Genomic DNA, 13,111 nt, shown 5'->3' on the forward strand with positions numbered 1-13,111 from the left:
AGCGCGGATTTTTTTGCCACACCAGCCGGGGCGTGACATTTCTGCACAGGTCCGGGGAATTGTGCAGGTGCAGAAAAATCGCTATCCATGTTAGCGCTAACCTAACCCATGAGCGAGGGGACATCATGTCCGAGGGTCACACCGCCGACACCACTGCCATTGCCGAAGCCGCGTTTTACCTGTGGCTCGAAGAAGGCCAGCCGCAGGGCCGCGATCAGGAATTCTGGCTGCGCGCCGAACAGACGCTGAACGCGGCCATTGCCGCGCCCAAGGCGCGCCGCGCCACCGCCCGAAAGGCCGCATCGCCGAAGAAAGCCGCTGGCAAGACAACTGCCAAGGCCAAATCCGCCGCCAAGCCGGCCGCCAAAGCGGCGGCCAAAACGGCGCCCAAGACCGCCAAACCCAAGGCCCCTGCCAAACCCAAGGTCTGAGCCTCGATGGGCGGGTGGCTTGCTGCGGCCGCCCGCCAATTCGCTTGATCCGCCGCATCCGGCGGATTAAGGTGCCCGCAGCCATTGTTTCAGCGCAGGAGGGCTTCATGGAGAATGTCAGCACCCTGCGGGCCGCCGTCTGACGGCGCCCGGTTCGGAATTATGCTTGGACACCGAGCATGTGATCCCCCTGAAACAGGACAAATCCCTTGAACGATAAAACCTTGTCTGACCTCGGATGGTCAGAGCAATTCGCACGTCAGCTCACCGCGGCCGACGCCGTCTTTTCGCCTGCCCGCGTGGCCGAAATCCATCGCGACCGGCTGGTCGTTGTCACGCCCGAAGGCTCTTTCAACCTGCACCCGCGCGAAGCCAGCGGCGCCTATGCGGTGGGCGACTGGGTGCTGACCGACGGCACCTCGGCGGTGCGCCGCTTGACGCCGGTGTCCGATCTCAGCCGCCGCGCCGCCGGGCCGGGCGTCGCCGCGCAGCGCATTGCCGCCAATATCGACACCATCGGCATCGTCACCAGCTGCAACGACGATTTCTCGGTGCCCCGGCTCGAGCGCTATCTGGCGCTGGTCTCCTCCGCCGGCTGTCTGCCGCTGGTGATCCTCACCAAGGCCGACAAGACCGAGGACGCCCGTCCCTTCCTGCGGCAAGCCGAAAAGCTCTCGCCGCTGGTGACCGCGCTGGCGCTCAACGCCAAGGACCCGGAGGATGCCGCGCGGCTCACGCCCTGGTGTTCCAGGGCGCAGACCCTGGCGCTGATCGGCTCGTCCGGTGTCGGCAAGACCACGCTGCGCAATGCGCTGACCGGAGAAAGCGCCGAGACCCGCGAGATCCGCGAAGACGACGCCCGCGGCCGCCATACCACGACCTTTCGGGCGCTGCGGCCGACGCGGGCCGGCGGCTGGCTGATCGACACCCCGGGCATGCGCGAGTTGCAGCTCACCGATGCCGCCGAGGGCATTGGCGCGGTGTTCGACGATCTCGAGGAGTTGGCCGCCGATTGCCGGTTCAGCGATTGCGGCCATGACAGCGAGCCCGGCTGTGCAATCAAGGCGGCGGTGGCCAGCGGCGCGGTGGCGCCCGACCGGGTGGCGCGTTGGCAGAAGCTCTTGCGCGAGGATCGCCACAACTCGGAAACCCTGGCGCAGTCGCGGGCCCGTGGGCGGAGCTTTTCCCGGGTGATCAAGGAAGCCAAGGCCGAAGGGCGACGCAAGCGCGACGTCGAACGTTGACCTGCCCGCGTCCCGGACCCCGATCCGGGACCTCGCCCCGCAAGGAACCGCGGCGCCCCGGATCACGTCCGGGGCGCGTTGCGGCTATGCCGCCGGCATCCGGGTCTCGACGATCTCGGCCCACCAGGAGCAGCCCGCCGGGATCGCGGCGTCGTTGAAGTTGTATTCCGGGTGGTGCACCGCCGCGGTGTCGCCATTGCCGACGAGGATATAGGCGCCGGGGCGCTCTTCGAGCATATAGGCGAAATCCTCGCCGCCCATGATCAGCGGCGCGGTGGCGCAATCGCCGGCCACCTTGCGGGCGACCTCGGCGGCGAAATCGGTCTGTTCCTCGTGGTTGACCATGCAGGGATAGCCGCGGTGATAGCGCACATCCACCGTGCCGCCAAAGGTCGCGGCGATGCCGTCGCAGATCGCGGCAATCCGGGTCTCGGCAAGATCGCGCATCTCGGCGGACATGGTGCGCACGGTGCCGCGCAGATCGACCTTTTGCGGAATGACGTTGAAGGCATTCGACGAGGTCTGGAACGAGGTCACCGAGACGACGACCTGATCTACCGGATCGGCATTGCGCGACGCGATGGTTTGCAGCGCCAGCACCGCCTGCGCCGCCATCACCGTGCTGTCGACCGTCTCATGCGGTTTGGCGGCATGGCCGCCCTTGCCTTCGAAGGTGATGTCGAACTGGTCGGTCGCGGCAAAGAAGGCGCCTGGCCGGATGGCGAAAGAGCCCAGCGGCTGGCCCGGCCAGTTGTGCATGCCATAGACTTCCTGGATGCCCCAGCGCGTCATCAGCCCTTCGTCGCACATTTCCTTGCCGCCGCCGCCGCCCTCTTCGGCGGGTTGGAAGATCACCACCACGGTGCCATCGAAATTGCGGGTCTCGCTCAGGTATTTGGTGGCGCCCAGCAGCATCGCGGTATGGCCGTCATGGCCGCAGGCGTGCATCGCGCCATCAGTCTTGGAGGCATAGTCGAGCCCGGTCTGCTCGTGGATCGGCAGCGCGTCCATGTCGGCGCGCAGCCCGATCACCTTGCCCGAGCCATTGGCCTTGCCCTTGATCACGCCGACCACGCCGGTGCGGCCGATGCCGGTCATCACCTCGTCACAGCCGAAGTCGCGCAGCTTGTCCGCCACCAGCGCGGCGGTGCGATGGGTGTCAAACAGGATCTCGGGGTGCGCGTGCAGATCCCGGCGCCATTCGGTGATCTCCTCCTGGAGCTCGGCAAAACGGTTCTTCACGGGCATCATCACTCTCCTTGTCTGCTTGCCTCTGAGGTGCGCCTTTCCGCGCCGCGCGTCAATATCCCGATGCGGTCGTCAGAACAAAGTGATCGGTGCCGGCCTGCGCATACACCGAAGGCTCGGGCACATGGCCCACAGGATGAATTGGCGAGGGGATGGGCTTGAAATTCAGGTCTTTTTCGCCTTTCCGGCGCTGCGGATCGGCGACCGGCACCGCCTTGATCAGCGCCTTTGTGTAGGGGTGCTGCGGATTTTCGAAGACCGCCGCGCGCGGCCCGATCTCGACGATGCGGCCCAGGTACATGACGGCGACATCATGGCTCACCCGTTCGACAACCGCCATGTCGTGGCTGATGAAGAGGAAGGACAGGCCGAGATCGGCCTGCAACTCCATCATCAGGTTGAGCACCTGCGCCTGCACCGAGACATCCAGCGCCGAGACCGCCTCGTCGGCGATGATCAGCTTGGGGTTCAGGGCCAGCGCCCGGGCGATCGCCACACGCTGGCGCTGGCCGCCCGACAGTTCATGCGGGTAGCGCCGCAGGAAGCTGCGCGGCAGGTGGACCCGGTCGAACAGCGCGGCAACCCGATCGGTCAACGCGCTGCCCGAGGCAATGTTGAAATTTCGTAGCGGCTCGCTCACCTGGTCGAACAGCCGCATCTGCGGATTGAGCGAGGCAAAGGGATCCTGAAAGATCATCTGCATGTCGCGCCGCGCGCGGCGCAATTCTGCCGGGGCCAGCGCCGTGACATCGGTCTCGTCCAGATGCACCTGGCCCGCCTGCGGTTCGACCAGCCGCAGGATCGAACGGCCGGCGGTGGATTTGCCGCAGCCCGATTCGCCGACAAGGCTGAGGGTGCGCCCGCGATTGAGCGTGAACGACACATCCTCGACCGCATGCACCTGCGCCACCGTACGTCGGAACAGCCCGCCCCGGACGGCAAAGCGCGTGGTCAGGTTGCGCACACGCAGCAGCGGCGTCGTGCTGCCCGGGATCGGCGCGATCCGCTGATCGTCGGCGCCCAGGAGCCGCATCGGCTCCGGCGCCGGCTTGCCGCGCATCTCGCCCAGCCGCGGCACCGCCGCCAAGAGCGCCCGCGTATAAGCGTGTTGCGGCTCCTCGAAGAGGCGCTCGACCGGCCCCTCCTCGACCTTGTGGCCCTGGTGCATGACAACCACCCGGTCGGCCATCTGCGCCACCACGGCCATGTCATGGGTGATGAACATCACCGCGGTGCCGGTCTCGCGCTTCAACCGGTCGATCAGCGCCAGGATCTCGGCCTGGATTGTGACGTCGAGCGCGGTGGTCGGCTCATCCGCGATCAGCAGACGCGGCGCGCAGGCCAGCGCCATGGCGATCACCACCCGCTGGCGCATGCCGCCGGACAGCTCGTGCGGATATTGCCGCAGCCGCCGCTCGGGCTCGGGCATCCGCACCTGGCGCAACAAATCGAGCGCCCGCGCGCGCGCCTGACGCCGGCTCATCCCCCGGTGCAGGCGCAGCCCCTCGGTCAATTGCCGGCCGACGGTGAACACCGGGTTGAGCGCGGTCATCGGCTCTTGAAAGATCATGCCGATTTCATTGCCGCGAATGCCGCGCATCGCCTCCTGCGTGCTCTGCGTCAGATCGGTTTCGCCGCCCTCGCGCCGGTCGAACAGCAGCCGGCCGCCGGCGATCTCGCCGCCGCCGAACTCCACCAGCCGCATCAGAGACAGCGACGAGACCGATTTTCCGGAGCCGGATTCGCCGACAACGCAGACCGTTTCGCCGGGATTTATGTCGAACGACAGATCGGCGACCCCGGAAACCGGACCGTCGCGGGTCTGAAAGGTGACGCGCAGGCGGTCGATCCTGGCAATCGGCTGATCGAGCATCTGGCGAATGTCCCCGTGGGTGCTGAATTGGCGGGCAAGCTAGGCGCGGGTCAAAGCGGTGTCAAACCGACAGCCCCCATGGCAGAATGACAACGCTTGCATATCTTTCAGCTTCTGTTTCGATGTGTGCCTGTGAAAGGCTGGCAAAATACCGCCTATACGCGTAATTCTGCTCGCACCACTCACAACCCGATGCTGCGTCATCCCGGCCGCGACACCGTGCGGCGCAGAGTCAGCAAGGAGATCGACATGACGGCAAGAACCCTTTTGCTCGGGGCGACGGCGAGCATTGCCATGGCCGCAAGCGCGCAAGCCGAACGGGGCAGCGACGGCGAGCTCCGGCTGCTCTACTGGCAAGCGCCTTCGACGCTGAATCCGTTTCTATCGGGTGGGCGCAAGGATTCCGAAGCCGCCGGGCTGGTGCTCGAGCCGCTGGCGCGATTTGACGAGCGCGGCGTTCTGACCCCCTGGCTGGTCGACGAGATCCCAACCGTCGAAAATGGCGGGGTGCGCGAGGATCTGACCCAGATCACCTGGAAGCTCTCTCCCGGCGTCACATGGTCCGACGGCACGCCGCTGACCTCGGCCGACGTCAAGTTCACCTACGATTATTGCACCCATCCCGAAGGCGGCTGTGCGCATCAGACCAAGTTCGACGGCATCACTTCGGTCGAGGCGCCCGACGCGCAGACCGTCGTCATCACCTTCGACGCCCCCACCCCAAATCCGCATGTGGCCTTTGTCGGTCTCGAGAGCCCGGTTTTGCAGGCAGCGCAATTCGCCGACTGTCTCGGCGCCACCGCCTCGACCTGTACCGAGGCCAATTTCAACCCGATCGGCACCGGCCCCTTCGTGGTGGACGAGTTCAAGCCGAACGACGTGATCATCTATTCCGCCAATGACCGGTTCCGGCTGGAAGGCAAGCCGCATTTCGGCAAGGTGACGCTCAAGGGCGGCGGCGACGCTGCTTCGGCGGCGCGGGCGGTGATGGAGACCGGCGAATTCGACTACGCCTGGAACCAGCAACTGGCCCCCGACATCATCAAAAGCATGGAAGCCAGCGGCAAGGGCCGGTTCATCTCGGAATTCGGCCCGACGGTCGAACGGCTGGTGCTCAACCACAGCAATCCCGACCCGAGCCTCGGGCCCGACGAACGCTCGATCATCAAGCCGCATCCCTTCTTGCAGGATCCGGCGATCTACAAGGCGATGTCGATGGCGATCGACCGGCCGCTGCTGGTCGAAGTGGGCTATGGCCCGGCCGGCAAGGTCACCTGCAACTGGGTGCCGGCGCCGGAGTGGCACAATTCCGACACCTTCGATTGCGACGAACAGGATCTCGAAGGCGCCAACAAGCTGCTGGATGACGCCGGCATCGTCGATACCGACGGCGACGGCATCCGCGAAAAGGACGGCGTGCCGCTCAAGGTGCTGTACCAGACCTCGACCAATGCGGTGCGCCAGGACACCCAGGAGCTGGTCAAGATGATGTGGGCCGACATCGGCATCGAGACCGAGCTGCGCAACATCAATGCCAGCGTCTATTTCGGCGGCGATGCCGGCAGCCCCGACACCTTCCAGAAGTTCTATGCCGACGTGCAGATGTATTCCAACACCTTCGGCGGCACCGACCCCCAAGGCTATTTCGGCAACGGTCTCTGCGACAAGGCGCCGACCCCGGAAAAGCAATGGCAGGGGGAAAACATCTCGCGCTATTGCAACCCGGAATTTGACGCCCTGTTCGAAGAGCTCAAGACCGCGGTCGGCAACGAGGCGCGCGGCGCCATCGGCCGCAGGCTCAACGACATGGCGATCGAAGATGGCATGATGATCCCGCTGGTGCACCGTGGCCGCGTCTCGGCACAGTCCAACACGCTCGAAGGGGTGGTGATGAACGCCTGGGACAGCGAGCTCTGGAACATCCACGACTGGCGCCGCGTGGATTGATCGGCGCCGAAACCTGACCGCCAGGCGGATGACCGCGCCTGGCGGTATCGACGACAAGCGCCTGCGCGCTGACACGGATCTTCCATGACATGCTGACTTTTGCCATCAGACGGTTGGTGCTTTCGGTACCGACGCTGCTTTTCATCGCGCTGGTGATCTTTCTGCTGCTCAACCTCGCGCCGAACGATCCGATGGCCCAGGTGCCGCTGACGATCCCGCCCGAGGTCAAACAGAAGATGCGCGAGGCGCTTGGCATCGGCGAGGCGCTGCCGCTCCAGTTCTGGAAATGGCTGGTGGCGATGTTCTGGACCGAGCCCAAGGTGCTGATCGACTGGCTCACCGCCGACAGCCTGCTGCTTGGCTGGTTGCCCGATACCGCGCTCTACCAGGGCGAGCTGCGAGTGATCTCCTGGCAGACCCGGTCACCGGTGATGGACATCGTTGTCCAGCGCCTGCCGCAGACGCTCTGGGTGGTGGGCACCGCCTATCTGCTGGCCATCGTCATCGCCGTGCCGATCGGCATCTATTCCGCCTATCGGCAATATTCCTGGTTCGACCAGGCCGGCACCTTCGTGTCGATGATCGGCTTTTCGATCCCGCCATTCTTTTCCGGCGTTCTGGTTATCGTGATCTTCTCGGTCCAGCTCGGCTGGTTCCCCTCGATCTACGACACCACCTTGCAGGTGACCGACTGGGACAGCTTTCTGCGCCAGATCAACCAGATGATCCTGCCGGTGATGGTGCTGACCTTGCAGATCACCGCGCAGCTCAGCCGTTTCATGCGTGCCTCGATGCTCGACAACCTGGGCCAGGATTACGTGCGCACCGCCCGCGCCAAGGGGCTGGGCGAACCAAATGTGGTGCTGGTGCATGTGCTCAGGAACTCGATGATCCCGGTGGTCACGGTGATCGCGCTTGGCGTGCCCAATATCTTTGGCGGCGCCATCATCACCGAGCAGGTGTTCAAGGTGAACGGCATCGGCCAGTTGCTGATCACCGCCATCGAGGCCAATGACCTGCCGATGGTACAGACGCTGACCTTTGTCTTTGCGGTGCTGATCGTGCTCTTCAACCTGATCGCCGACCTCGCCTATGGCATGCTCGACCCGAGGATCCGCTATGACTGACACCCCGCTTGCCCCGCCGCGCAGCCAATGGGCCGACGTCTGGCACCAGTTCCGGCACCATCGCGGCGCGATGTTCGGCGCTTTCGTCTTTGTCTTCCTCGTCGGGGCGGTCTATCTCGGCCCGCTGGTCTGGACGGTCGATCCGCAGTTTCTGCCGCGCGGCCGCGACTTTCTCGATCTGCGCGACACCCGGCCGATCTATGTGGCGCTCTGGGATGGCGGCGCCAAGGTGAGCTGGGCGCATCCTCTGGGCACCGACAACCTCGGCCGCGACACACTCGCCCGGCTGATGTTCGGTGGCCGGGTCTCGATTGCGGTGGGTCTGACCGCCATGGTGCTTTCGGTGCTTCTGGGCACCTTCATCGGCATTCTCGCCGGGTTTTTCCGCCGCCTAGACGGGCCGTTGATGCGGCTCACCGATCTGTTCCTGGCGCTGCCGCTGCTGCCGCTCATCCTCGTCGCCTCGCTGCTCTTTCGCGAGGCGCTGGCGGCGCGTTTCGGGCCCGAAGGCGGGGTGTTCATCCTGATCGTCACGTTGATCGGCCTGACCTCCTGGATGCAGACCGCGCGGATCGTGCGGGGCGACGTGCTGGCGCTGAAAGAGCGCGAATTCGTCCTCGCCGCCCGCTCGATCGGCACCACCGACACGCGGCTGATCACCCGCCACATGCTGCCCAACATCCTCTCGCCGATCCTGGTCTCGGCGACGCTGGGCATCGCCACGGCGATCATCACGGAATCTGCGCTCTCCTTTCTCGGCTTCGGATTTCCGCCGGATTTCCCCACCTGGGGCCGGCTGCTCAACGACGGCGTGGTGCGGCTCTCGAGCTACCCCGAGCGGCCGATCTGGCCGGGCATCCTGATCTCGCTTACCGTGCTCTCGGTCAACTACCTCGGCGACGGGCTGCGCGATGCGCTCGACCCGCGGATCCGGGGGCGGTGAGGCGAAAATAAGATCACCTGTTCGGCCCGACCGGCGCGCGGCTGGCGGCGATTTCGACCCGACGGAGCCCGCCGGAACGCCATTCCGCCCAAAGCCCGGGCGACAAGGCGAATGTTCCGTGAAAGCCGGCCAGATCCCCGGCCTGCCCCCTTGATCGCGGCGGGATTTATGCGCATGTGCACCCGGATCTGCCAAAGGGAGTCTGCCCCATGTTCGAGCAATTCGGCTTTGAGGACACCACCGTCAAACAGGCCAGCCTTGTGCTGGCGCTGATCCTTGGCGCGCTCTTCGGCATTCTGGCCGAACGCACCAAATTCTGTTTCCGCCGCGCTCTGGTGGGCGAAGACCGCAAGCAGGCCGCCGGCGTCTGGCTCATGGCGCTGGCCACCGCCCTGCTCGGCACCCAGGCCGCCGTGGCCGCCGGTGTGATCAGCTTTGACGACCACCGCTTCATGACCGCCGATCTCGCCTGGCTCGCCATTGCGCTCGGCGGCGCGATGTTCGGTGCCGGCATGGTGCTGACCCGGGGCTGCATCTCCCGACTGACGGTGCTGGGCGCCGGCGGCAACCTGCGGGCGCTGACCGTGATCCTGGTCTTTGCCGTGGTGGCGCATGCCACGCTCAAGGGCGTTCTGGCCCCGGCCCGCACCGCCCTTGCCAGCGTCACCCTGCCGCTGGGCGAGAATATCTCGCTGGCCGCCCTGCCCGGCGGCGCGCTTGTCTGGACCGGCCTCATCGCGGCGCTGGCGCTGGGCGTTGCAGTACGCTCGGGCAGCCGCGCCTCGCATCTCGTCATGGCCGGCCTTTTGGGCCTGCTGGTGCCCGCCGCCTGGGTCGGCACCGGCTTCCTGCTCTACGACGATTTCGATCCGATCGCGATGGAAAGCCTGTCCTTCACCGCCCCCGCCACCGAAACCCTGTTCTGGACCGTTGCCAGCACCGCCATCGCGCCGGGTTTTGGCGTCGGCTTCTTCGGCGGTGTCCTCGGCGGCGCGCTGCTGGCCGCGCTGGTCTTTCGCAGCTTCCGCTGGCAGAGCTTTGTCTCGCCGCGCGAAACCGGCCGCTACCTGTCCGGCGCCACGCTGATGGGGATTGGCGGCGTTCTGGCCGGCGGCTGCACCGTCGGCGCCGGCCTCGCCGGTGTACCGACGCTGTCGCTTGCCGCGCTCCTGGCGCTGGGTTCCATCGTCGTCGGCGCCCTGGCCACCAATGCGGCGCTCAATGCTGGGCGCCGAGGCGACTCCTCATCCGGTGCAGCGCCCAAGCGACAAGCAGCACAACCGGCAGAGTAAGCCCGGCCAGCACCCATTCCTTGCTTATCCCGAGGCTCTTGCCAAAGGGATAGGCGAGGTAGCCGGCCAGCGACACGGCGTAATAGCTGATCGCCACCACCGACAGACCTTCGACCGTTTCTTGCAGGCGCAGCTGCAATTCCGCCCGCTTGTTCATCGCCTCGAGCTGCGACTGGTTCTGTGCCGAGCGCTCGACCTCGATCCGCGTGCGCAGGAGTTCGCTGGCCCGCATTGCCCGCTCTGCCATATTGGCCAGCCGCCGCTCGGTCGATTTCACGGTGCGCATCGCCGGGTCATACCGCCGGATCATGAATTCATGCCAGCTCTGCCGGCCATTGAAATGGCTTTCCCGCAGCATCTCGATCCGTTGCAGCACGATGGCCTCATAGGCCCCCGTGGCCCCGAACCGGAAGGACGAGGTCGCCGACTGCGCCTCGAGCTCGGCCGAAATCGCCAGCAGCGCTTGCAGCGTCTCATCGGCCGGAACGGTCTCGTCCGTCATCCGGTTCATCAGGTCCGACAGCCGGTCATCCAGCGCCCCCAGGACCGGGCCCAATTCGCGTGAGCGGGCAAAGCCCAACATCGACAAGGATTTGTAAAGCTCGATCTCGCAGATCCGTTGCAGGATTCGGCCGACCCGGCTGGCGCCCGTGCCCTCACCGGGAAATACCGCAAACCGCACATGCCCGGCCGGATCGATGCGGAAATCCCCCGCCACGATCGCCGCTCCTTCCAGCACATGGCTGACCGCCAGGCTTTCCGGCACGAACCATTCCTGCAAGGCATGCGACAGCCGCTCCTCCTCCGGTGGCGTCTCGACCCTGACCAGCGCCGATGTCACCCGCTGGCCCGGCGCGCTGGCCAGCCAGTCCTTGGGAAAGACGTCGAAATCCGCCGGGTCGAAGGGCCGCTCGCCCAGACCGTCCATGAACACCGAATAGGTCACCACCTCGGTGTGGCTCTCCCATTTGAGATTGTGCTTGCCGATCTGCGCCGAATGATGAGTCGCCCCGGGCTGGGGATGCGCCGCGCCGTAGCGGTCCAGCAGGTCTATGAGATGCGCTAGGTCTTCGCTCTTGTCGCGAGAGGCGGCGTGATTTTCTTTCCTGACAACAAGATAGACCGCCCGCCCCGGCGCATGTGCGGTCGGAAACGGCCGTGCGTGCAGCTCGTTCGACAGCTGGTAGCGCAAGGGATGATCGGTGAATTCCGGCATGGCAGCGGCCCCGTTGTTTTGGTGCAACTTAACCGCTCTTCCCGCAAGGTAAAGAAAGATATTGTCGCAGTTTCAATATGTTACGTGAATACAACGGCATACCGATCGCGCTGCCCCCGGCGCCCGAACGCAAACGGGGCGCCGCATCGCCGCGCCGCCCCGGAGATCGTCTTCAAAAGGCCGGATCACGCGGCCTTTTTCAGCGCTTTCTTGGCTTTTTTCAGCTTGGCTTCCTGCCGCGCGACTTTCTTCTTGCGGGCGGCCACTTCTTTTTTCAGGTCTTTGATCTTTGCTTTGCTCGCCATGACAGGCTCCTTTTTGATTGAGGTCACACGCGGTCTGCGCCGCGCTGTATATATTCATACTATAGACAAAGTATATACGTAACCCGAAATCTGCGGCCTGCCGCAAAGAAAAAGCCTCCCCGGATATCTCCGGGAAGGCTTGTTGATGTTCGTTGGGCGGGTGTTCAACCCACCGCCGGCTGTCAGTCGACCAGCCCGAGAAGCTTGTCGAGGCTTTCGCGCGCGTCGCCGTAGAACATCCGCGTGTTGTCCTTGAAGAACAGCGGGTTCTCGATGCCGGAATAGCCGGTGCCCTGGCCCCGTTTGCAGACAAAGACCTGCTTGGCCTTCCAGCATTCCAGAACCGGCATGCCGGCGATCGGGCTGTTGGGGTCGTCCTGGGCGGCCGGGTTCACGATGTCGTTCGAGCCGATGACGATGGCAACGTCGGTCTCCGGGAAGTCCTCGTTGATCTCGTCCATCTCCATCACGATGTCATACGGCACCTTGGCCTCGGCCAGCAGCACGTTCATGTGGCCGGGCAGACGGCCCGCCACCGGGTGGATGGCGAAACGCACGTTCTTGCCCTGGCCGCGCAGCTTCCGCACCAGGTCCGAGACCGCGTTCTGCGCCTGGGCCACCGCCATGCCGTAGCCGGGGATCAGGATCACGCTGTCGGCCTCGTTCAAGGCCTGGGCCACGCCCTCGGCATCGATGGCGATCTGCTCGCCCTCGACCGCCATCTGCTCACCCGCCGGGCCGCCGAAGCCGCCGAGGATGACGCTGACGAAATGCCGGTTCATCGCCTTGCACATGATGTAGGACAGGATCGCACCCGAGGAGCCGACCAGCGCGCCGACCACGATCAGCAGATCGTTGCCGAGCGAGAAGCCGATCGCCGCGGCGGCCCAGCCCGAATAGGAGTTCAGCATCGACACCACCACCGGCATGTCGGCGCCGCCGATGCCCATGATCAGGTGATAGCCGATGAAGAGCGCCGCCAGGGTCATCAGGAAGAGCGGCAGGAAGCCACCGGTATTGAAGTACCACACCAGGCAGAGCAGCGAGACGATCGCGGCCGCGAGGTTGAGCATATGCCCGCCCGGCAGCTTGGTCGCGACCGAAGTGACCTTGCCGGCCAGCTTGCCGAAGGCCACGACCGACCCGGTGAAGGTGATCGCCCCGATGAAGATGCCGAGGAACAGCTCGACCTTGAGGATCGCCAGCTCGGCGCCGTTCTTCTTGGCCAGCACGGCGGCGAAACCTTCCAGCGCCTTGCGCGCCTCGGGCTCCATCGCCAGCACCCGGCCCATCTCGAAATGCGCGTTGAAGCCGACGAAGACGGCGGCCAGACCGACCAGCGAGTGCATCGCCGCGACCAGCTGCGGCATCTCGGTCATCTGCACGCGCTTGGCCACATAGACGCCGATCACGCCGCCGGCGGCGATCAGGATCAGCGACAGCAGCCAGAGGCCCGAGCCGGGGCCCACCAGCGTGGCAAAGACC

10 protein-coding genes are annotated in these 13,111 nt (G+C 65.3%); 6 read left to right on the top strand and 4 right to left on the bottom strand.

The features are described 5' to 3' along the window. Nucleotides 1-125 precede the first annotated feature (125 nt). Together PVW49_RS10920 and rsgA are read left to right on the top strand one after the other, a co-directional pair. Complete coding sequence (locus PVW49_RS10920; protein ID WP_274562537.1) at nt 126-431, top strand: DUF2934 domain-containing protein; 306 nt, start codon at nt 126-128, stop codon at nt 429-431. A gap of 224 nt (nt 432-655) precedes the next feature. Further along, nucleotides 656-1,675, top strand: coding sequence for a ribosome small subunit-dependent GTPase A (gene rsgA / locus PVW49_RS10925; RefSeq protein ID WP_274590539.1), 1,020 nt, complete (start codon nt 656-658; stop codon nt 1,673-1,675). 84 nt (nt 1,676-1,759) lie between these two features. Here rsgA and PVW49_RS10930 read toward each other — a convergent pair whose 3' ends face one another. Beyond that, nucleotides 1,760-2,923, bottom strand: a complete 1,164-nt coding sequence (locus PVW49_RS10930; protein WP_074837290.1) for a M20 aminoacylase family protein — start codon at nt 2,921-2,923, stop codon at nt 1,760-1,762. 52 nt (nt 2,924-2,975) lie between these two features. Next, nucleotides 2,976-4,796 carry an ABC transporter ATP-binding protein gene (locus PVW49_RS10935; protein WP_274590540.1) on the bottom strand — a complete coding sequence of 607 codons (1,821 nt, stop codon included), beginning with the start codon at nt 4,794-4,796 and terminating at the stop codon, nt 2,976-2,978. Nucleotides 4,797-5,045: 249 nt separating this feature from the next. Here PVW49_RS10935 and PVW49_RS10940 point away from each other — a divergent pair, with 249 nt between their 5' ends. From PVW49_RS10940 to PVW49_RS10955, 4 genes are all read left to right on the top strand, one after another. Next, on the top strand, nt 5,046-6,743 hold the full coding sequence (locus tag PVW49_RS10940) for a peptide ABC transporter substrate-binding protein (protein WP_274590541.1): 1,698 nt from the start codon (nt 5,046-5,048) through the stop codon (nt 6,741-6,743). A gap of 89 nt (nt 6,744-6,832) precedes the next feature. Continuing rightward, nucleotides 6,833-7,870 carry an ABC transporter permease gene (locus PVW49_RS10945; protein ID WP_048532331.1) on the top strand — a complete coding sequence of 346 codons (1,038 nt, stop codon included), beginning with the start codon at nt 6,833-6,835 and terminating at the stop codon, nt 7,868-7,870. Continuing rightward, complete coding sequence (locus PVW49_RS10950) at nt 7,863-8,813, top strand: ABC transporter permease (protein ID WP_274562546.1); 951 nt, start codon at nt 7,863-7,865, stop codon at nt 8,811-8,813. The genes PVW49_RS10945 and PVW49_RS10950 overlap by 8 nt, the downstream gene beginning before the upstream one ends. 209 nt (nt 8,814-9,022) lie before the next feature. Next, on the top strand, nt 9,023-10,105 hold the full coding sequence (locus PVW49_RS10955; protein WP_274562548.1) for a YeeE/YedE family protein: 1,083 nt from the start codon (nt 9,023-9,025) through the stop codon (nt 10,103-10,105). On the opposite strand, the gene PVW49_RS10960 is transcribed toward PVW49_RS10955, so the two are convergent. Both PVW49_RS10960 and PVW49_RS10965 read right to left on the bottom strand, forming a co-directional pair. Further along, nucleotides 10,032-11,321, bottom strand: coding sequence for a DUF3422 family protein (locus PVW49_RS10960; protein WP_074837198.1), 1,290 nt, complete (start codon nt 11,319-11,321; stop codon nt 10,032-10,034). The two genes, PVW49_RS10955 and PVW49_RS10960, sit on opposite strands and share 74 nt — an antisense overlap. 487 nt (nt 11,322-11,808) lie before the next feature. Beyond that, nucleotides 11,809-13,111: NAD(P)(+) transhydrogenase (Re/Si-specific) subunit beta (locus PVW49_RS10965; protein ID WP_274590542.1), on the bottom strand; the 1,303-nt coding region annotated here is incomplete at its 5' end.

Origin of the sequence: Marinovum sp. PR37 (assembly GCF_028807375.1) — a bacterium.
GTDB classification, from domain to species: Bacteria; Pseudomonadota; Alphaproteobacteria; order Rhodobacterales; family Rhodobacteraceae; genus Marinovum; species Marinovum algicola.

What these genes read in the sequence shown, in the direction of transcription:
- PVW49_RS10935 (WP_274590540.1), bottom strand. Translation starts at nt 4,796, where the DNA reads ATGCTCGATCAGCCGATTGCCAGGATCGACCGCCTGCGCGTCACCTTT.
- PVW49_RS10920 (WP_274562537.1), top strand. Translation starts at nt 126, where the DNA reads ATGTCCGAGGGTCACACCGCCGACACCACTGCCATTGCCGAAGCCGCG.
- PVW49_RS10950 (WP_274562546.1), top strand. Translation starts at nt 7,863, where the DNA reads ATGACTGACACCCCGCTTGCCCCGCCGCGCAGCCAATGGGCCGACGTC.
- PVW49_RS10955 (WP_274562548.1), top strand. Translation starts at nt 9,023, where the DNA reads ATGTTCGAGCAATTCGGCTTTGAGGACACCACCGTCAAACAGGCCAGC.
- PVW49_RS10960 (WP_074837198.1), bottom strand. Translation starts at nt 11,321, where the DNA reads ATGCCGGAATTCACCGATCATCCCTTGCGCTACCAGCTGTCGAACGAG.
- PVW49_RS10940 (WP_274590541.1), top strand. Translation starts at nt 5,046, where the DNA reads ATGACGGCAAGAACCCTTTTGCTCGGGGCGACGGCGAGCATTGCCATG.
- PVW49_RS10945 (WP_048532331.1), top strand. Translation starts at nt 6,833, where the DNA reads ATGCTGACTTTTGCCATCAGACGGTTGGTGCTTTCGGTACCGACGCTG.
- PVW49_RS10930 (WP_074837290.1), bottom strand. Translation starts at nt 2,923, where the DNA reads ATGCCCGTGAAGAACCGTTTTGCCGAGCTCCAGGAGGAGATCACCGAA.